21 protein-coding genes are annotated in these 18,562 nt (G+C 74.6%); 10 read left to right on the plus strand and 11 right to left on the minus strand.

The features are described 5' to 3' along the window. The first annotated feature begins 47 nt into the window (after positions 1–47). The 5 genes from PH189_RS14280 to PH189_RS14300 all read left to right on the plus strand — a co-directional run bounded on the left by PH189_RS14280 (position 48) and on the right by PH189_RS14300 (position 4,048). A complete protein-coding gene (locus tag PH189_RS14280; protein ID WP_274189466.1) occupies positions 48–1,235 on the plus strand; it encodes a cysteine desulfurase family protein in 1,188 nt (395 codons plus the stop codon). A 37-nt stretch (positions 1,236–1,272) separates the two neighbouring features. Beyond that, positions 1,273–2,346 carry a tRNA 2-thiouridine(34) synthase MnmA gene (gene mnmA / locus PH189_RS14285; RefSeq protein ID WP_274189467.1) on the plus strand — a complete coding sequence of 358 codons (1,074 nt, stop codon included), beginning with the start codon at positions 1,273–1,275 and terminating at the stop codon, positions 2,344–2,346. A 74-nt stretch (positions 2,347–2,420) separates the two neighbouring features. Further along, positions 2,421–2,885 (plus strand): hypothetical protein, encoded by a 465-nt coding sequence (locus PH189_RS14290; protein WP_274189468.1) that lies wholly within the window; start codon positions 2,421–2,423, stop codon positions 2,883–2,885. Positions 2,886–2,896: 11 nt separating this feature from the next. After that, positions 2,897–3,253, plus strand: a complete 357-nt coding sequence (locus PH189_RS14295; RefSeq protein ID WP_274189469.1) for a PRC-barrel domain-containing protein — start codon at positions 2,897–2,899, stop codon at positions 3,251–3,253. A 9-nt stretch (positions 3,254–3,262) separates the two neighbouring features. Continuing rightward, positions 3,263–4,048, plus strand: coding sequence for an enoyl-CoA hydratase/isomerase family protein (locus PH189_RS14300; protein WP_274189470.1), 786 nt, complete (start codon positions 3,263–3,265; stop codon positions 4,046–4,048). Here PH189_RS14300 and PH189_RS14305 read toward each other — a convergent pair. The 5 genes from PH189_RS14305 to PH189_RS14325 are packed head-to-tail and all read right to left on the minus strand — an operon-like array spanning position 4,033 to position 10,767. Then, positions 4,033–5,199 (minus strand): xanthine dehydrogenase family Fe-S subunit, encoded by a 1,167-nt coding sequence (locus tag PH189_RS14305; RefSeq protein WP_274189471.1) that lies wholly within the window; start codon positions 5,197–5,199, stop codon positions 4,033–4,035. The two genes, PH189_RS14300 and PH189_RS14305, sit on opposite strands and share 16 nt — an antisense overlap. Then, on the minus strand, positions 5,196–6,050 hold the full coding sequence (locus PH189_RS14310) for an FAD binding domain-containing protein (RefSeq protein ID WP_274189472.1): 855 nt from the start codon (positions 6,048–6,050) through the stop codon (positions 5,196–5,198). The genes PH189_RS14305 and PH189_RS14310 overlap by 4 nt, the downstream gene beginning before the upstream one ends. A 15-nt stretch (positions 6,051–6,065) precedes the next feature. Then, positions 6,066–6,845: an enoyl-CoA hydratase/isomerase family protein gene (locus tag PH189_RS14315; RefSeq protein WP_274189473.1), complete on the minus strand. Its 780-nt coding sequence runs from the start codon at positions 6,843–6,845 to the stop codon at positions 6,066–6,068. Then, a complete protein-coding gene (locus tag PH189_RS14320) occupies positions 6,836–9,235 on the minus strand; it encodes a xanthine dehydrogenase family protein molybdopterin-binding subunit (protein ID WP_274189474.1) in 2,400 nt (799 codons plus the stop codon). The genes PH189_RS14315 and PH189_RS14320 overlap by 10 nt, the downstream gene beginning before the upstream one ends. Then, complete coding sequence (locus PH189_RS14325) at positions 9,235–10,767, minus strand: class I adenylate-forming enzyme family protein (protein WP_274189475.1); 1,533 nt, start codon at positions 10,765–10,767, stop codon at positions 9,235–9,237. Before PH189_RS14325 ends, PH189_RS14320 begins: the two co-directional genes overlap by 1 nt. 97 nt (positions 10,768–10,864) lie before the next feature. Here PH189_RS14325 and PH189_RS14330 point away from each other — a divergent pair, with 97 nt between their 5' ends. Next, on the plus strand, positions 10,865–11,395 hold the full coding sequence (locus tag PH189_RS14330; protein ID WP_274189476.1) for a PadR family transcriptional regulator: 531 nt from the start codon (positions 10,865–10,867) through the stop codon (positions 11,393–11,395). Here the strand turns inward: PH189_RS14330 and PH189_RS14335 are convergent. Both PH189_RS14335 and PH189_RS14340 read right to left on the minus strand, forming a co-directional pair. Continuing rightward, complete coding sequence (locus PH189_RS14335) at positions 11,392–12,618, minus strand: acyl-CoA dehydrogenase family protein (RefSeq protein ID WP_274189477.1); 1,227 nt, start codon at positions 12,616–12,618, stop codon at positions 11,392–11,394. The two genes, PH189_RS14330 and PH189_RS14335, sit on opposite strands and share 4 nt — an antisense overlap. Positions 12,619–12,722: 104 nt before the next feature. After that, positions 12,723–13,640 (minus strand): helix-turn-helix domain-containing protein, encoded by a 918-nt coding sequence (locus PH189_RS14340; protein ID WP_274189478.1) that lies wholly within the window; start codon positions 13,638–13,640, stop codon positions 12,723–12,725. Between the two features lie 145 nt (positions 13,641–13,785). On the opposite strand from PH189_RS14340, the gene PH189_RS14345 reads away from it, so the two are divergent. Together PH189_RS14345 and PH189_RS14350 are read left to right on the plus strand one after the other, a co-directional pair. Next, positions 13,786–15,219, plus strand: coding sequence for an HNH endonuclease signature motif containing protein (locus PH189_RS14345; RefSeq protein ID WP_274189479.1), 1,434 nt, complete (start codon positions 13,786–13,788; stop codon positions 15,217–15,219). A gap of 16 nt (positions 15,220–15,235) precedes the next feature. Further along, positions 15,236–15,529 carry a DUF222 domain-containing protein gene (locus tag PH189_RS14350; RefSeq protein WP_274189480.1) on the plus strand — a complete coding sequence of 98 codons (294 nt, stop codon included), beginning with the start codon at positions 15,236–15,238 and terminating at the stop codon, positions 15,527–15,529. Here the strand turns inward: PH189_RS14350 and ykgO are convergent. The 3 genes from ykgO to rpmG are packed head-to-tail and all read right to left on the minus strand — an operon-like array spanning position 15,520 to position 15,915. After that, positions 15,520–15,642: a type B 50S ribosomal protein L36 gene (gene ykgO / locus PH189_RS14355; RefSeq protein WP_274189481.1), complete on the minus strand. Its 123-nt coding sequence runs from the start codon at positions 15,640–15,642 to the stop codon at positions 15,520–15,522. The two genes, PH189_RS14350 and ykgO, sit on opposite strands and share 10 nt — an antisense overlap. 17 nt (positions 15,643–15,659) lie before the next feature. Continuing rightward, positions 15,660–15,743: an uS14 family ribosomal protein gene (locus PH189_RS14360; RefSeq protein ID WP_274189586.1), complete on the minus strand. Its 84-nt coding sequence runs from the start codon at positions 15,741–15,743 to the stop codon at positions 15,660–15,662. A 7-nt stretch (positions 15,744–15,750) separates the two neighbouring features. Then, positions 15,751–15,915, minus strand: a complete 165-nt coding sequence (gene rpmG / locus PH189_RS14365; protein ID WP_274189482.1) for a 50S ribosomal protein L33 — start codon at positions 15,913–15,915, stop codon at positions 15,751–15,753. Between the two features lie 59 nt (positions 15,916–15,974). On the opposite strand from rpmG, the gene mrf reads away from it, so the two are divergent. Together mrf and PH189_RS14375 are read left to right on the plus strand one after the other, a co-directional pair. Further along, positions 15,975–17,267: a ribosome hibernation factor-recruiting GTPase MRF gene (gene mrf, locus PH189_RS14370; RefSeq protein WP_274189483.1), complete on the plus strand. Its 1,293-nt coding sequence runs from the start codon at positions 15,975–15,977 to the stop codon at positions 17,265–17,267. After that, complete coding sequence (locus PH189_RS14375; protein ID WP_274189484.1) at positions 17,264–17,638, plus strand: hypothetical protein; 375 nt, start codon at positions 17,264–17,266, stop codon at positions 17,636–17,638. Before mrf ends, PH189_RS14375 begins: the two co-directional genes overlap by 4 nt. Here the strand turns inward: PH189_RS14375 and PH189_RS14380 are convergent. After that, a complete protein-coding gene (locus tag PH189_RS14380; protein WP_378015026.1) occupies positions 17,619–18,479 on the minus strand; it encodes a 3-methyladenine DNA glycosylase in 861 nt (286 codons plus the stop codon). The two genes, PH189_RS14375 and PH189_RS14380, sit on opposite strands and share 20 nt — an antisense overlap. Positions 18,480–18,562: the final 83 nt, after the last annotated feature.

Below are 18,562 nucleotides of genomic sequence, written 5' to 3' on the forward strand. Positions count from 1 at the left end.
GGAGCGGGGGAGCCGATCGTGCACGAGGGGATTACGCTGGCCGGTCGATGACCTATCTCGACCACGCGGCGACCACGCCGATGCTGCCGGAGGCGGCGGCCACCCTCACCGAGGCGCTCGGGCGCGTCGGCAATGCGTCGTCCCTGCACTCGGCGGGCCGCCGGGCGCGGCGGGCGATCGAGGAGTCGCGCGAGTCGGTCGCCGAGGCCGTCGGGGCCCTGCCGTCGGAGGTCGTGCTGGCCACCGGGGGCACGGAGGCCGACAACCTCGCCGTCAAGGGCCTCTACTGGGCCCGCCGCGCCGCCGACCCCCGCCGCACCCGCGTGCTCGTCTCGGCCGCGGAGCACCACGCGGTGCTCGACGCGGGGGAGTGGCTCGCCGAGCACGAGGGCGCCACCCTCGACGTGCTGGCCGTCGACGCGACGGGCCGGGTCGACGTCGCGACCCTGCGGGAGGCGCTCGCCGCCCACCCCGGCGAGGTCGCCGTCGTCAGCGTCATGTGGGCCAACAACGAGGTCGGCACCGTCAACGACGTCCGGGCGCTGGCCGAGGTCGCGCACGAGCACGGCGTCCCGTTCCACACCGACGCGGTGCAGGCGGTCGGGGCCGTGCCCGTCGACTTCGCCGCCAGCGGCGTCGACGCGCTGTCGCTGACCGGCCACAAGCTCGGCGGACCCGTCGGCGCCGGCGCCCTGCTGCTGCGCCGTGACGCCGCGTGCACCCCGCTGCTGCACGGCGGCGGGCAGGAACGCGACGTCCGCTCCGGCACCCTCGACGTGCCCGGCGTGATGAGCCTGGCGACGGCCGTGCGGGCCGCCGTCGGCGACATCGAGCGGCGCACCGCGACCCTCACCGCCCTGCGCGACGACCTCGTGGCACGCGTGATCGCCGAGGTGCCCGACGCGCGCCTCAACGGCGTCCCGCTCGACCGGCCCGGCGAGCGCCTGCCCGGCAACGCGCACCTGTCGTTCCCCGGCTGCGAGGGCGACAGCCTGCTCATGCTGCTCGACGCCCGGGGCATCGAGTGCTCCACCGGCTCGGCCTGCACCGCGGGCGTCGCCCGCCCCAGCCACGTCCTGCTGGCCATGGGCCTCGACGACGACCTCGCCCGCGGCTCGCTGCGCTTCTCCCTCGGCCACAGTTCCACCGCCGCCGACGTCGACGCCGTCGTCGAGGCGATCGGCCCCGTCGTCGAGCGCGCCCGGCGCGCCGGGGACGCGCTGGCGCGGTCATGAGGTCCTATCGGCGTGCTGTGTTGATCTGGAGCGCACCGTGAGGGTCCTGGCCGCGATGAGCGGCGGGGTCGACTCGGCGGTGGCCGCGGCGCGGCTGCGCGACGCGGGCCACGAGGTCACCGGCGTCCACCTCGCGCTCGCGGCGAAGCCCGCGACGATGCGCGAGGGCGCCCGGGGCTGCTGCTCGGTGGAGGACTCCCGCGACGCCCGGCGCTGCGCGGACGTCCTCGACATCCCGTTCTACGTCTGGGACCTCGCGACCCGCTTCCGCGACGACGTCGTCGAGCCCTTCGTCGCGGAGTACGCGGCCGGGCGCACGCCCAACCCGTGCCTGCGGTGCAACGAGAAGATCAAGTTCTCGGCGGTGCTGGAGCGGGCCCGGGCGCTGGGCTTCGACGCGGTGGGGACGGGCCACTACGCGCGGCTCGAGGACGGCCTCCTGCGCCGGGCCGTCGACCCCGACAAGGACCAGTCCTACGTCCTCGGCGTGCTGCGCCCCGACCAGCTCGAGGGCGCGCTCTTCCCGCTCGGCGACAGCCCGAAGGCGCAGGTCCGTGCGGAGGCGGCGATGCGCGGGCTCGTCGTCGCGGAGAAGCCCGACAGCCACGACATCTGCTTCATCCCCTCCGGCGACACCCAGGCGTTCCTGGCCGAGCGCATCGACGAGGCGCCCGGGGAGATGGTCGACCCGTCCGGAGCTGTCGTCGGGCACCACCGCGGCGTCCACGACTTCACCGTCGGCCAGCGCCACGGCCTCGGCATCCCCCGGCCCGCTCCGGACGGGCGGCCGCGCTACGTCCTGGGTCTCGAGCCGGTCAGCCGGACGGTCCGTGTCGGCCCGGCCGAGGAGCTCGACGTCACGGCGCTGACCGCGTCCGACCCGGTGTGGCTCGTCGACCCGCCGGTCGGTCCGCTCGCCTGCGCCGTCCAGGTCCGCGCCCACGGCGGGCTCGTCGCCGCGACGGTGCGGGCGGGCGACGACGGCGTCGACGTGGTGCTCGAGCAGCCCCTGCGCGGGGTCGCGCCCGGTCAGGCGGCCGTGTTCTACCGGCCGGACCCCGACGGGGACGTCGTGCTCGGCAGCGCCACGATCGCCGCGACAACGCGCTGAGCCGCGCGAGCCGCGCCCTGGCGTCTGGCGTCTGGCGTCTGGCGTCTGGCGTCAGGAGTAGAATCGGGCTCAGCATGAGCACCTTCTGCATCGGGTGCGGCCGCGAGATCGCGGCGGAGCGCGCCGAACTCGGATACACCTACTGCACCGCCCCGGCCTGCCAGGCCGAGTACCGCCGGGGCCCGACCGTCACCGCGGTGGCCGTCAACAAGAGCGGCGACGCCTTCCGCGTCGCGGAGCCCGACGAGATCGCCGCGCGGGCCGCCGCGGGCGAGTTCGCCACGAAGAACACCGGCCTGGGGACCGTGCACGAGACGACTCCCCCCATCCCGGCCCCTCGCCGGCCCCGGCCGGCGCGACCGGTCCGGCCCGCGGAGCCGTCCTGGACCCCCGCCCAGGAGAACATCGTCCGGCTCTACGCCGACATGGGTCTCTCGCCCCGGCAGATCGTCGAGCGGGCCCGGCAGAACACGCCCCGGCTCGGCGTCACCGAGACCCTCGCGGTGCGGATCCTCTCCTCGGCGCGGCGCTCGCCCTAGGCTGCGCGGCCATGGGCTTCGAGGCGGAGAACATCCGCGACTGGCAGGGCAGGTCCGTCGTCGACCCCGCGGGCGGCAAGATCGGCAGCCTGGAGGCGATCTACGTCGACACGGTGTCCGACGAGCCCGTGTTCGCGACGGTCGTGGTCGGCATGGTCGGTCGCCGCCGGCTGGCGTTCGTCCCGCTGACCGGGGCGACGGTCGCGCCGGACCACGTGCGCGTGACGGTGGCCAAGGACCTCGCCAAGCACGCGCCGTCGATCGACACCGACGGCGAGCTCGCCGCCGAGGACGAGCCGGCGGTGTTCGAGCACTACGGCCTGCCGGCCGCCTCGGTCGGCGCCGCGCGCCGCCTCGCCCGGCGCTGAGGGCGCGTCGTGCCCATCCGCGTCGACGACGACGCCGAGGACCCGCGGGTCAGCGTCCTGACGATCGACCGTCCCGACGCCCGCAACGCGCTCGACCCCGAGCACCAGCAGGCGCTCGGCGACGCCGTGGCCGCGTTCGAGGCGGACGACGAGAAGCTCGTCGCCGTGCTCACGGGCGCGGGCGACACGACGTTCTCCGCGGGCGCGGACCTCAAGCGCCTCATCCCGACCTATCGCGACCGCGTGCGCGCCGGCGAGGACCCGCCCTGGAACTTCGGCGGGTTCACCGCCACCCGGCGCGCCAAGCCCCTGATCGCGGCGGTGAACGGGCACGCGCTCGCGGGCGGGCTGGAGATGGCGCTCGCCTGCGACATCCGCGTGTGCTCGCACAACGCCACCTTCGGGCTCGCCGAGACGAAGTGGGCGATCATCCCCGGCGCCGGCGGGACCGTGCGCCTGCCGCACGCGGTGCCGCTGGGCCTGGCGATGGAGATGATCCTCTCGGGCGAGCCGATCGACGCCGCCGAGGCGCACCGCGTCGGGCTGGTCAACCGGGTCGTGCCGCTGCCGGACCTGCTCCCCACGGCGCTGGGCCTGGCGCGGTCGATCGCCGACCGCGGGCCGCTCGCCGTGCGCGAGGCCCGCGAGCGGGTGCTGGACGGGCTGGGTCTGGAGCACGAGGAGGCGATGGCGCGCGAGCACGAGGCATTCCTGCGGGTCATGCGCACCGACGACGCCCTCGAGGGCCCCGCCGCCTTCGCCGAGAAGCGCCCGCCGCGCTACCGGGGGCGCTGAACCAGACGGCGGAGCCGGGCGAGCAGGGCGCCGAGGGCCAGACGCAGCGGGCTCGTCCTCGTCGTGGGGGCCTCGCCGGTGCGGGCGGCCTCGTCGACGGCCTCGGCGAACTGCTCGAACAGGCGCCGGGACACGTCGCCCGCGAGCGCGCGGCCGAACTGCGCGACCCGCCCGGACAGGTGCACGTCGGCGTCGGCCCACAGCACCGTCCCGCCGTGCTCCGCCGGGTCCGCGGCCAGCCGGATGACGGCCTGCGTGCTCGAGCCGCCGCGGTCGGTGCCCTGCGCGAGCACCCGCATCCGGCGCGCGGACGGGTCGTGCTCGACGACGTGCGCAAGCCCCTCGAAGCGCAGGGACACCGGTCCGAGGCCGACGGTGGCGCGGCCCCGGTAGCGGTCGTCGCCGAGGTCGGCGGTCATCTCCGCGCCGGGGAGGCAGGCCGCGAGGCGGTCGAAGTCGGCGAGCACGGCCCACACGTCGTCCACCTCGGAGGTGAGCTCGCTGCGGACGTCGACGGTGGCGGTGGGCGTGCCGGACGGGATCGCGATCTCGTGGGGAATCGAGCCGGTGGATTTCCTCACGTCTGACGTCAGCGTGGCCCCCACGCTGGCACTCCCCGAGCGCCCGACGAGCGCCGGCGGCACGGCGGCGCGGGGTGGCGGGACGCCGTCGGGATGGGTCGCCGCGACGTCGGCGATCGCGGCGAGGATGCCGCGGTAGCCGGTGCAGCGGCAGAGCACGCCGGACATGTCCTCGGGCAGGGTGTCGGGGGAGTAGGTGCCGCCCGCGAGCAGGTCGTAGGAGCTCATGAGCATCCCGGGCGTGCAGAACCCGCACTGCAGCGCGTGGTGGTGGGAGAACGCCCGCTGCAGGGGATGCTGATCGTCGGCCGAGCCCAGGCCCTCGACGGTGGTCAGCGACGCGCCGTCGCACTGCACGGCGAACAGCAGGCAGGCGCGCACCGCCTCCCCGTCGAGCAGCACCGTGCACATCCCGCACACCCCGTGCTCGCAGCCGACGTGCGTGCCGGTGAGCCCGAGCCGGTCGCGCAGGACGTCGGAGAGCGTCGTGCGCGGCGCCACCGCGAGCGTCACCTCGCGCCCGTTGACGGTCACGGTCACGTCGACGGTGCCGTCCGCCTCGACCCTCATGCGTGTGCCTCCTGGTGGGCTTCCCGATGAGCTCGGACGAGTTCGCGGGCGGCGAGCACACCCAGCAGGCGGGCCCGGTAGCCGCGCGAGCCGTGGGCGTCGCCGGCGGTGTCGACGATCTCGTCGGCCATGGCATCGGTCGACGGACGCAGCCCGGCCTCGGTCGGGTCGTCCTCGAGCAGCGCTGTCACGTCGCGCACCACCGGGCGGTCGGAGACCCCGAACGCCGCGAGCGTCGCCCCGCCGCCGCGGCGCACGTGCACGGCCACCCCGGCCAGCGCGTAGTCGCCGTGCCGACGCGCGATCTCGGCGAAGCCGAACCCGTCCCCGGACGCCGCCGCCGGGAAGCGCACCTCGGTGATCAGCTCGTCCGGGCCTGCCGAGGTGGTCATCGCGCCGACGACGAGCTCGCGGGCCGGGACCTGCCGCGTGCCGCGCGGGCCGCGGAGCACCACGGTCGCGTCGAGGCAGGCGGCCACGGCGGGGAGCTCGGCGGCCGGGTCGGCGTGGGCGAGGCTGCCGCAGACGGTGCCGCGGCTGCGCAGCTCGCGGTGGCCGACGAAGGGCATCGCACGCCCGATCAGCGGGACCGCCCGCACGGCCTCGGACCGCTCCACCGTGCGCTGGCGCACGGCCGCGCCGATCCTCAGGACCCCGCCATAGACCTCCAGGTCGTCCAGCCCCGGCAGCCGGGTGATGTCGACGAGCGTCCCGGGCCGGCCGAGGCGCATCGCGAGCACGGGGACCAGCGACTGTCCGCCGGCGAGCACCTTGGCGTCCCCGCCGGCCAGGGCGTCCACGGCCTCGTCCACCGAGTCCGGGCGGTGGTAGGCGAAGGGTGCGGCCTTCATGTCAGCGCCCTCATCTCAGCGCCCGGTGAACGACGGCGTGCGCTTCTCGCCGAACGCCGCCACGCCCTCGGCGAAGTCGTGGCTCGCGCGCAGCATCGCGTAGGCCTTGCGCTCCAGCTCGATGCCCGAGTAGAGCGGCGCGTCGATCCCGCGGTCGAGCACCTCCTTGGCCGAGCGCAGCGCCATCGGGGAGAAGCCCAGCAGGGTCGTGACCAGCGCCTCGGTCGCCGCGTCCAGCGCCTCGCGGTCGGGGTGGAGCTCGGCGACGACGCCCCAGTCGGCGGCCTCCTGCCCCGTCATGCGTCGAGCGGTCATGATGTGGTGCTTCGCCCGGGAGAGCCCGATCAGCCGGGACAGGCGCTGCGTGCCGCCGGAGCCGGGGATCATGCCGAGATTCATCTCGGGCAGGGCGAAGCGGCTGCGCTCGGTCGCCAGGCGGATGTCGCAGGACAGCGCGAGCTCGAGACCGACGCCGAAGCAGTAGCCGTCGACCGCGACGACCACCGGCTTCGTGCTGCGCGCCGGGGCCGTCACGTTGTGCCCGAGGTCGGTGAAGTCGACGGGGTCGACCTCCATGAACCCGGCGATGTCGCCGCCGGACGAGAAGTGCTCGCCGTCGGAGCGGATGACCACCACCCGCACGTCGTGGTCGCGGTCGATCTCGGCGAAGCGCTCGGCCATCAGCTGGCGCATCTCCCACGTGATCACCGTGTAGCGGCCGTGGGACAGGGTCACCTCCGCGACCCGCCCGTCGTGCGACCGCTCGAGCCGCACCTCGCCACCGGTCAGCGCCATGAGACGTCTCCCCTCAGGAGTTGGTGGACGACCTCGCCGTGCAGGGGCAGCGAGTCGATCGTGACGCCGGCGGGCGCGAGGGCGTCGGCGACGGCGTTGGCGTAGGCCACGGGCAGGCTCATCGAGCTCCCTTCGCCGCACCCCTTGGCGCCGAGCGGCGTGAGCGGGGACGGGGACGAGACGTGGTCGGAGACCAGCTCGAACGCCGTCTCGGCGCTGGTCGGGCAGAGGTAGTCCAGGAACGTGGCCGAGGTCGGCTGGCCGGCGGGGGAGTAGCGGAACTCCTCGTACGCCGCCCCGCCGAGCCCGTGGACGAGCGCGCCGAGGACCTGGCCCTCGATGAGCACCGGGTCGAGCACCGTGCCCGCGTCGTGTACCGTCGCGACCCGGTCCAGGGTGACGAGCAGGGTGTCGGGGTCGATGCGCACGCCGACCATCTCCGCGACGAAGCCGTAGCAGAGCGACGAGTTGATCGTGTCCTCCGCGGTGGCGGCGACGGCCTCGGGCGGCACGAACTCGCCCTCGGTCGCCAGCCGCGCGGGGGCACCCTCCGGCAGCGACCCCGGGTCCCAGTGCACGACCCCGGCCGCGTGGCGGAAGAGGCACGACGCCCCGGACGACGGGTCGCGCACCGACCCGTCCGCCAGCTCCAGCCCGGCCGGGTCGACACCGAGCAGGACCGAGGCCCCGGCGCGCACCGTCTCCGCCAGCCGGTCCACCGCGGCGACCACGGCGCTGGTCACGAGCGGGGCGAACCGCGAGGAGTAGCTGCCCGAGGTCACCGTCCACGGCGTGGAGGCGGTGTCCATGTCGACCACCGCGCGCACCTGCTCGACCGGCAGGCCCAGCCGCCGCGCCGCTACCCGGCGGGCCACCGTGGCGTGCCCCTGGCCCTGCGGGACCGAACCGAGCAGCACCGTCACGACGCCCTGCAGGTCCACCGAGGCGCGCACGATCTCGGTCGAGCCGGACTTGTCCCGCCCCGGCTTCCGCTCGGACGCCGGTGTCGCGAGCCCGACGTAGCCGATGTTGGTGCCCGACGGGTCGACGACCAGCGCCAGGCCGACCCCGTAGTACGCGCCTTCGGTGCGAGCGCTCTCCTGCCGTGTGCGGAGCTCGTCGTACCCGCCCTCGGCGAGCAGCAGGTCCAGCGCGGCCGGGTAGTCGCCGGAGTCGTAGAGCCCGCCGGTCGGGGTGCGGTGCGGGAACGCGCGCACGAGGTTGCGGCGCCGGACCTCGGCGACGTCGAGCCCGGTCCGCGCGGCGACCGCGTCCATCAGTCGCTCGAGCCCGAAGTAGAGCTGCTGGCCGCCGAAGCCGCGGTTGAGGCCGGTGGGCGCCCGGTTGGTGACGGCGGCGCGCGCCCGGATCGCCACCGCCGGCACGTCGTACGCGCCGGTGATGTTGCCGAAGCAGCGGTAGAGCGTGCTCGGCTCGGGCGGGCGCAGGTAGGCGCCGACGTCGTCGACGAGGTCCACGCGCAGCGCCTCGACGGCCCCGTCGCGGGACACGGCGGCGGAGAACGCCATCGCTCGCCCCGCCCCCGACGAGCTGGCCAGCAGGTGCTCGGTCCGGTCCTCGGTCCAGCGCACGGGGCGCCCGGCGTGCTTCGACGCCAGAGCCATCAGCACGACGTAGGGGTAGATGCCCGACTTGATGCCGAAGCTGCCGCCGATGTCGGCCGGCACGTGCAGGCGGAACCGCGAGACCGGCACGCCGAGGGACCCCGCCGCGACCGGCACCATCGTGAACGGCCCGTGGAAGTTCGCCCAGCACTCGACGGCGGGGCCCTCGGACTCGTCGCGCCACTGCGCCACGACGCCGTAGCACTCCATCGGCACCGAGGAGTAGCGCGGGAACGTGTACTCGCCGTGCACGACGTGGTCGGCGCGCGCGAAGGCGTCGTCGATCGGCCCGAACGAGAACGTGCGGTCGGTGGCGACGTTGGTGCCCGCCTCCGGGTGCAGCAGAACCGCCCCGGGCTCGAGGGCGGCGCGGGTGTCGACGACGACGTCGAGCGGCTCGTAGTCGACCTCGACGAGCTCGGCGGCGTCCTCGGCGACGTAGCGGTCGCCCGCCACGACCACCGCGACGGGCTCGCCGACGTAGCGCGCGGTGTCGACGGCGCTGGGCAGGTACGGCATGGGCGTCGAGGTGGACAGCGGGAACGGGCGCACCGCCGCGCCGATCTCCTCGGGGCCGATCACCGCGGCCACCCCGGGATGAGCGCGGGCCCGTGCGAGATCGACGCCCCGGATGCGGGCGTGCGGGTGCGGGCTGCGCACGATCGCCGCCACCAGGGTCCCGGGCAGCGGGTCGAGGTCGTCGACGAAACGGCCGGCGCCGCTGACCAGGGCGGCGTCCTCGTCGCGGGCGGGCGTCCAGGTCATCACGCGGCTCCAGCGGTGTCCGCGAGGGCGACGAAGTCCCCGTCGACGAGCACGCGGCGCAGCGTCTTGCCGACCGCGGACCGGGGCACGGCGTCGACGGCGACCACGCGCTTCGGGCGCCGCAGCGAGGGCAGGACCCGGCGGGCCCAGGCGTCGGTCGCGGCGACGGCCTCGCCCGGGGCGACGTCGGCGGCCGGGACGACGAACGCCGTGACGGCCTGGCCCCACCGCTCGTCGGGGAGGCCGACCACGACGACGTCGGCGACCGCCGGGCAGCACACGAGCGCCGCCTCGATCTCGTCGGGGTACACGTTCTCCCCACCGGTGTTGATCATGTCGTCGACGCGCCCGGAGACCCACAGGTCGCCGTCCTCGTCGGCGACGGCGAGATCGCCGGTGAAGTACCAGCCGTCGCGGACCGCCCGCTCGGTGGCGTCCGGCCGCATCCAGTAGCCGGCGAAGGCCTCCGGGCTCGCCATCGACACCGCCACCTGCCCCGGCTCCCCCGCGGCGACCTCGTCGTCGGGGGAGGCCCCGGTCGACGGGTCGACGAGACGGACCCGGCTGAACATCCCCGGCCGGCCCGCGCAGCCCGGCTTCGCCGCGACGTCCGGGCCGATGGTGAACGTGTAGATCTCGGTGGAGCCGAAGTGGTTGACGAAGGTCTCCGGGGCGACCGCCTCGGTGAGCTGCGCGGCCAGCGCCGGCGCCATCGCCGCACCGGCGTAGGCGAGCCGCCGGACGCCCGCGAGCCGGGCCGGGTCGGCGTCGCGCAGCAGCGACCAGTACATCGTCGGGACGAGGTAGAGCGAGCTGATCCGCTCGCGGACGATGAGCTCGGCGGCCTCGCCGGCGTCGAACCGGGCCTGGGGCACCCACGTGCCGCCCGCCAGGACGGTGGCGAGCAGCGTGCGCAGCCCCATGGTGTGGAACAGCGGCATCACGCCGAGCGTCACGTCGCCGGAGCGCTGGCCGGTCTGCACGAGGTGCGCGACGGCCGCGGCGTGCTCGGCCCGGTGGGTGCGCGGCACGCCCTTCGGCCGGCCGGTGGTGCCGGACGTGAAGAGCATGACGCTGAGGTCCTCGGGGCCCGGCGCGGCGAGCGGGGCGGCGTCGGAGCGGTCGGCGGCCCGGCGCTCGAGCTCGTCGAGGTCGAGGTGTGTCACGGGGCGGATGCGCTCGTCGGCGAGGGCGGTCGTCGTCCCCTCGGCGGTGGCGGATTCGCTGACGACGAGCGCGGGGGCGGCGTCGGCCAGGCAGTGCGCCAGCTCCGGAGGGCCGAACCGGTGGGACAGGGGCGCCGCGATCGCCCCGAGCCGCTGGAGCGCGAGGTGCAGCGACGCCGCGGGCTCGCCGCCGATCAGCACCAGGGCGACCCGGTCGCCGGGGCGCACCCCGAGGTCGGTCAGGGCGTGCGCCAGGCGGGCGGTGCGGGCGTCCCACTCGGCGTAGGTCATCGGTCGCGGTCCGCCGACGGCGCGTCGCGTCGGGTGGCGCTCCACCGCCCAGGCCCAGGCCGTCGCGAGGTCCATCGGAGCCCGCCTCCCGATCATGCTCCGGCGCATACGATCCGTTTCGGACGGTATGGCACGTATGCTGAGAGGGCAAGGATCGGTACGCTGCGTGCTCGTGGCCGACCGGCTGTCCCCGACCTCGTACGTCGTGCTCGGCACGATCGCGCTCCGCGGCCCGTCGACCTCCTACGACCTCAAGCGGGCCGTCGGGCGGTCCATCGGCTACTTCTGGCACTTCCCGCACGCGCAGCTCTACTCCGAGCCGCAGCGGCTGGTGGAGCTCGGTCTGCTCGACGCCGAGACCGAGGCGCAGGGACGCCGCCGGCGCACGTTCCGTCTCACGGACGCCGGGCTGGACGAGCTGCGCGCGTGGCTCGCCGAGCCGACGCCCGAGCACTTCCAGATGCGCGACATCGCCGAGCTCAAGCTGTTCTTCAACGAGGTCGGCGAGCCGGGCGACGTCGCCCGGCTCGCGCGCGAGCAGGTGGCCGCGCACCGCGAGCGGATCGCGGTCTACGAGGACATGCAGGCGCGCTACGCCGACCTCGACGCCGTCGCCAAGCGCATGATCACCCTGCGTCTCGGGCTCGAGATGGAGCACGCCGCCCTGCGTTTCTGGTCGGCGCTGCTCGACGAGGTCGGCTAGCTCATCCCGGACGCGGCCAGCGGGTCGTAGCCCGGCGTGCGCAGGAGGTCCTGGAGCTGACGACGCCGCACGCCGATGTTGCTGCCCTCGATCACCGGGTAGGCGAGCGCCTCGTGGAGGTACTCGACGATCGGGAACGCCTCGTCGTACGCCGTCACCCCGACCAGCTTGACCAGGTCGTTGAGCACCTCCACGCCGGTCTCGGAGCCGAAGACCTTGGCGTGCAGGGCCAGCTCGGGCGCCGCGGGGTGCTGGGCCATGACGGCGTCGAGCGCGCGCCAGGTCAGGAGGCGGACGGCCTCGATCCTCCCCTTGGCGTCGGCCAGGACGTCGGACACCGCCTGGTGGTCGATGATCGGGACGGCGCCGCCGCGGGTCTCGGTGGTCGCGAAGCGCAGGGCGACGTCGAAAGCCCCGCGCATGGCGGCGACGGCGAAGATGCCGATGGACGCGCCGCTGGGCAGGAAGGCGTTGCGGGTCAGGGCGACGCCCTGCCCCTCGGCGCCGAGGAGGTTGCCACGCGGCACCCGCACGTCGTGCAGGCGGACCCGGGACGTCAGGCACCCCCGTAGGCCCGGCAGGTCGTAGTGCTCCTCGACCTCGACGTGCCCGGCCAGGTGCTCCCGCTCGGCCACGATCAGCGACACGCCGCCGGGGGCGCGGCAGACGATGGTCATGAGGTCGGGGCCGTCGCCGTCCCAGCCCGACAGGTGGGACGCCCAGGCCTTGCGTCCGTTGATCACGTAGTCGTCCCCGTCGGGCGTCGCCGTCGTGCGCGTCCCGGTGGGCGCGTCGAAGTTGGCGCTGCCCTCGGGCTCGCTGAAGGCCATCGCCGCCAGCGGCGCTCCGGAGTCGGCGAGGAACGGCGCGACGAAGCGCCGGATCTGCTCCGGTGTCCCGGCCTCGTAGACGGGTGCGAGCGCGATGAGCGGGCCGGCCAGGGAGATCGTGAGGTCGGGGCTGTGCACCGCCCACTCCTCGATGAAGATCGCCGCGTCGACGCCGCTGGACGCCGAGCCGCCGAACGGTGCCGGGACGAGGCCCTTGAGGAAGCCCAGCCCGACCGCCTTCTCGATCACCGGGCGGGCCAGCAGCGCCCGGGTGAGCGGGTCCGGCTCGGCCCGCACGGCGGCGGCGAGGTCGCGCAGGTGCTCCTCGGCGAAGCCGCGCGCCGCGGCCTTGAGCTGCTCTTGCTCGGGGCTCAGCAGGAACGACACGGCCATGGGGACTCCTCGGGTGCGGGGTCCCCAGACTGGCTCGCGGGAGGTCGCCCGTCTCGGCCGTGCGTGCAGCGGTGCCGTGCCGTTCGTGCACGGGCTCCCGTGGTTCAGGGGCGTACTTCCCGTGGTGAGATCCCGAAGCGGCGGCGGAACGCACGGCTGAACGCCGTGGGGTCGTCGAAGCCGTGCGCGGCGGCGATCTCGATCACGGTCGCCGCGGTGCCCGGCTCCGCGAGCGCCGCCGCGGCCCGCTCGAGACGGAGGTTCCGCACCGTCGCGGCGAACGACGTGTCCGCGTCGGCGAACAGGTTGTGCAGCGTCCGCGGGGAGATCGCGAAGCGGCGGCACACGCCCGTGACGGTGAGGTCGCGGTCGCCGAGGTGGCGCTCGACGTGGGCGAGGACGGCGGCGCGGGTGACGCCGGTGTGGGTCCTCGTCTTGGCACTCGTGGTGCTCGTCGCGGCGGCCACGGCGGTGGCGAAGGAGTCGACGAGCTCGCCGGCGCCGGGGGTGGCGGAGTCGATCGACCAGAGGGCGGGCATCAGCGCGCGCACCGCCGCGCCGGCCCCGACCGCGGGCACGGGTCGCCCGAGGTCCGGACGCCGTCCGCGCAGGGCGGCGTCGAGGGCGGCGTGCGGCACCCGGAAGGAGAGCATCTGCCAGGGCCGGTCGAGGTGGAAGAAGTAGGGCTCGCTGGTGTCGACGACGACGAGCTCGCCGCGCCGGACGACGGTGGTGCGGCCCTCGACGGTGGTGATGCAGCGGCCCGCGAGCTGGAGGTTGACGAAGTAGTAGGCGCCGTCGGTCCGTGCCACCTCGCGCGGGCCGTGGTCGGTGCGCTGCGGCCGGGAGCGCAGGCGGGCCCGGTTCATCCCCGCGAGGCGACGGGTCTCGACCTTCGCGGCGAAGCCCTCCTCGTCCAGCGTGCGGTGGGGCGTCAGCGGCACGAAGGCCTGGCAGATGACCTCGTGCCAGTAGCTGAACTGCTCCCGCTCGGGCAGCGCCGCGATGTCCCAGACGCCCATCGCTCACTCCCTCCGAAGCCCACGACGGACGGTACGACCCGGCGCGACGTGAGCGAAGGGCCCTTTCCTCAGGCTCGCGAGATTTCTGCCCCGGGGTTGCGGAAGTGCCCCGGCGTTGTCGGGGGTGTGGGTTAGATTCGAACACATGAGCGAAGGCGTGGGTGCGGTCGAGCGGGAGGCGCTCGACCGTGCCCGCACGCGCATGATCGCGCTGCGCGCCGAGCAGTACCGGCTGCTCGAGGACATCGCCGAGCTCGAGCGGCTCGGGGTGGCTCAGCAGACCGGGGACCGCAGCTCGGTGCGGTTGTTGCAGGAGTGCGGCAATGTCGATGCGCCGGAGGCGAAGCGGCTGGTGAGTGAGGCCGCCGACCTGACGGCTCGGGTGTCGCTGCGCGGTGAGCTGTTGCCGCCGCGGTTGCCGGTCACCGCGACCCTTGCTGGGTCGGGGCAGATTCACTCGGGGCACATCGCGGTGATCCGGGAGACGATGACCCGTCTCGATCGGGTCGACGGTGTGTCGGTGGCCGACTGGCTCGGGGCGGAGCGCACGCTCGCGGAACACGCCCGGGTGCTGCCGCCGCGGATGCTGCGCCGGTACGCGAAGGCGTTGATCGAGCACTTCGATCCCGACGGGGATGTCCCGCCCGAGGGTGAGGATGCCTGCGACGAGCTGCAGGTGGTGCGCCGTCGGAACGGGTCGCTGGCGTTCACGGGCCGGTTGCACGATCCGACCGACGCCGAGGCGTTCTTCGTGGTGATCGACGGGCTGGCCGAGCCGTTCGGTCCCGATGATCCCCGCAGCCTCGAGCGCCGCCGGATCGATGGGCTCAAGGACCTCGTGCACGACGCGCGTCGCCCCGGCGGCCTTGCCGACGACACCCGCCACGAACACTCCGACACCGGGACCACCGACGGCGACGGCGACGGCGACGCGACCGAGGCGGAGGCCGGCGAGCCGGACGCCGGGCACACCGAGTCGGACTCGGACGGCACCGAGGGCGCTGACGAGTTCGAGGACGCCCTGATCCCCGAGCCTCGCCGCCCCGAGCCGTCCCCGCGCCCGACGTCCTCTGCGCGCCCGGTGCCGGTGGAGCGTCCGGGCCGTCCCCTGTTGACGATCACGATGGACCTGCGGTGGCTGCAGCAGGCGATCGGGCACGCCACCCTCGACTCCGATGCGCTGGTCGACCCGCGCACCGTGCGTCGCTGGGCCTGCGACGCCGAGATCGTCCCGATGCTGCTCGGATCGAAGTCCGAGCCGCTGGATGTGGGGCGCCTGTCGCGCAGCGTCACCGATGCCATCCGCCGCGCGCTGAACCTGCGCGACGGCGGTTGCGCGTTCCCGAGCTGCTCACGGCGACCCCGGCGCTGCCACGCCCACCACATCCGCCAGTGGTTCGACGGTGGTCCGACCTGCCTGGACAACCTGGTGCTGCTCTGCCGGTTCCACCACCAGCTCCTCCACGCCGGGCACTGGGTCGCCGAGATCCACAACGGGCTGCCGTGGTTCACCCCACCGGCCTGGATCGACCCCGACCAGCAACCCCGCCCCGGCGGACGACCCCGCGTTCCCCTGTAGATCGAGAGAGGTCGCCATGACGACACCCCACGCCGACCTGGTAGCCGGCGAGCCACGTTCCGTGCTGCGCGAGGCGCTGGCGCACATGAGCACGCACCGCCACGACGACGGGTCGCTCGAGCTCGTCGGCGAGGTGCCGCCCGAGCTGTCGGACCCGCTCGTCCGCGCGCTCGAGACCGTTGCCGACGAGCTGCGCGCCGAGGACGAGCGACGGGGCGTGCGGCCCCGCAGCGGCGGGCACCTGCACGCGGACGCGCTGATCGCCCTGCTGCTGCGGGTCACCGACACCGGAGAAGCGGATCAGCCCTGACGGGCCTTCCACTGCGGGTTCTTCTTGTTGATCACCAGGACCCGTCCGTGACGGCGCACGACGCTCGATCCCGGCTTCTGCTCGAGGGCCTTCAGTGACGCGCGGACCTTCATGCGACCTCCTCAGGTGATCAGCTGGACTTCATCACGCCCGGCAGGTAGCCGGCGTGGGCGTACTCGCGCATCCGCACCCGGGAGGGCCCGAAGGCGCGCAGGTGAGGCTCATCGCTCCTCGCGGAAGTCGACGTGCCGGCGCACGCGCGGGTCGTACTTGCTGAGCACGAGGCGGTCGGGGTCGTTCCGGCGGTTCTTGCGGGTCACGTAGGTCGTGCCCGTCCCGGCCGTCGAGCGGAGCTTGACGATCGGACGGATGTCGTTGCGGGCCACCGCTTGCCTCCCAATTGAGAATGATTATCGTTCACGTTAACGCAGAGGGAGGGAGCTCTATGCCCGAGGGTCCGGAGACCGAGCTTGCCCAGCTGACCGAGCTGACCGTGGTGTGCAGCGTGGATGGAACGGCGGCGGCCGGCGTCGCGGCGGCGCTGCGTGCCCGGCACACGAGGACCGCTGTGCTCGTCACCCATGACCTGCGCGCGCTGGGCGAGGGCGTGGTGCGCCGACGGGTCGTGGAGGACGACGGCGAGCACGACGCGGTGCTCGAACTGGCCCACGCCTGCGTGTCCTGCACGCTGCGCGAGGATCTGCTGCCGTTGCTGGTCCGTCTCGCCCGCGACCCGGACGTGGCGCACGTGGTCCTGCTGCTCGACCCGGGCGTGGAGGTCGAGGCGACGTGCGAGGCGCTGCACGGCCTGGTCCCCGAGGGGCTCGACCGCCCGGTCACCGACCTGTTCGCGATGCGTGCTGTGGTCGCCGTGCTCGACGCCGCGACCTGGCTCGACGACGCGGGCAGCGACGACGCGTTGGTCGAGCGCGGGCTCGCCCTCACCGCCGACGACGAGCGCACGGTCGCCCAGATCGTGGTGGGACAGGCCGAGTTCGCCGACGTCCTGGTGGTCGGCGGCCAGTGCGCCGGCGCCTGGGAACGCGTGCGGCTCGACGCCGTCCTCGCCCGGCTCGCGCCGCGGGCCCGTCAGGTCACGGTGGCCGACGGACCGGGAGCGCGGCGCGACACCGAGATCGCCGCCATGCTCGACGGCCTGGTCAACGACCTGCCCGGCGACGCCCGCCGGGGCGTTCCCGACGACGCGCACGTGTCGCTGCTGCGCGGGCAGCCGCCCCTGGCGCGGGAGGCCGGGGTCTCGTTGCTGCACGTCGGCCACCGACGTCCGTTCCACCCCGAACGCCTGCACGCGGCGTTCGACGTGCTCCTGCACGGCACGATCCGGGTCCGAGGCCGGGTGTGGGTGGCCTCGCAGCCCGAGCGCGTGCTGTGGCTCGAGTCCGCCGGCGGCGCCTTGCAGATCGGCGTCGCGGGCACCTGGTTCGCCGCCGACCCGACGGCGTGGGAGGACGCCGACGACGAACGTCGCGCCGCCGCGTCCCTGTCCTGGCACGAGCGCTGGGGCGACCGCGAGCAGCAGCTCGTGGCCCTCGTCCACGACGCCGACCCGGCGGGGATCGTCGAGGCCCTCGACGCCGCGCTGCTGACCGACGAGGAGCTCGCCCTCGGCGAGGACGCCTGGCGTCGCCTCCCCGACCCGTTCGAGCACCGGCACACCGACCCGTGCCCCGACCTCGACACCGGCGTCGAGAGCCGTCGTGGTGAGGGGTGGGGATGAGCGACACCGTCGGCTTCACCGCCGTGCACTGCGGAGCGGCGGGCTGTCCCCATCATCAACGTCCCGCGCCGGACGCCGAGGCCGTCGGCGACGCCCTCCGTGGTGCGGTGCGTCGCTGCCCGCACGGGGTGCTCGTGCGCGCGTCCTGTCTCACGGCCACGGCGTGCGGCCACGGCACCGCCCCCGTGGGTGCCGGCGCCCTCGTCCTGGTGCAACCCTGCGACCACGAGCGCACGCCCACGTGCCCCGCGGTGATGGCCGGTCCGCTGCACGAGCCCGCCGACGTCGACGACCTGTGCTCCTGGCTGGCCGCGGGCGCGGCCGACCCGCTGCCGCCGCACCTCGACGCGGTCAGCCCACCGGGGCGCTGAGGGGATCGAGGACAGCGAGCAGGCGCCTGCGCAGCTGACCGCCCCGGTCGGCGAACACACGCTGGGCGTCGACGTAGGCGGCCTTGCCCTCGGGCGTCTCGATGCGCACCGGGGCGTACCCGAGGTCGGCGAGGTCGTAGGGCGAGGCGCGCATGTCGAGCTCGCGGATGTCGCGGGCGAGGGTGAACGCGTCGAGCAGGAGCTCGCCGGGCACGAGCGGGCCGAGCTTGTCCGCCCACTTGTAGAGGTCCATCCCGGCGTGCAGGCACCCCGGCTGCTCGAGCTCGACCTGGCGTTCCCGCGTCGGGTGCAGGGTGTTGCGCGGCGCGGCCGTGGGCGTGAAGAAGCGGTAGGCGTCGAAGTGGGAGCAGCGGATCCGGTGGGTCTCGACGACCTCGTCGGTGCCCGCCGCGCCGAGCCGCAGCGGGACCGGGTGCCGTGTGGAGTCGTCGCGGTGCACCATCGCCCACTCGTGCAGGCCGAAGCACCCGAGCTGGGGCGCCCGGTCGGCGGTGGCCCGCAGCAGACCGGCGACGAAGTCGATCGTGGCGGTCCGCTCGCGGAGCAGGGTCGCGTGGTCGACGCGGACGCCCTCGCCCTCCGCGACGTAGTGCCGCCAGCCGGCGCGCTCGCCGGCGCCGACGAGGAGAAGCCGTGCACCCGGGTGCCAGCGGCGGAGCCGCGACGGGCGGGTGGGGTAGTAGGTGTAGAGGAAGTCCTCGACGGGGTGGCTCTCGCCCAGGGCCTTCCGCGCGCGGTGCCCGGCGGTCAGGTCGTCGGCCCGGGCGGCGTGCGCGTCCGCTCGCGCCCGCCACTCGCGCTCCGCCAGCACCTCCGCCACGCGCTCCATGCTGCCAGCCGGGATGTCAGCGGCGCGGCGTCGCTGACGTCCGGTGTCCGTATCGCCACGCGCTCGCTTCGGCG

Source organism: Actinomycetospora chibensis (assembly GCF_028737215.1).
GTDB lineage: Bacteria > Actinomycetota > Actinomycetes > Mycobacteriales > Pseudonocardiaceae > Actinomycetospora > Actinomycetospora chibensis.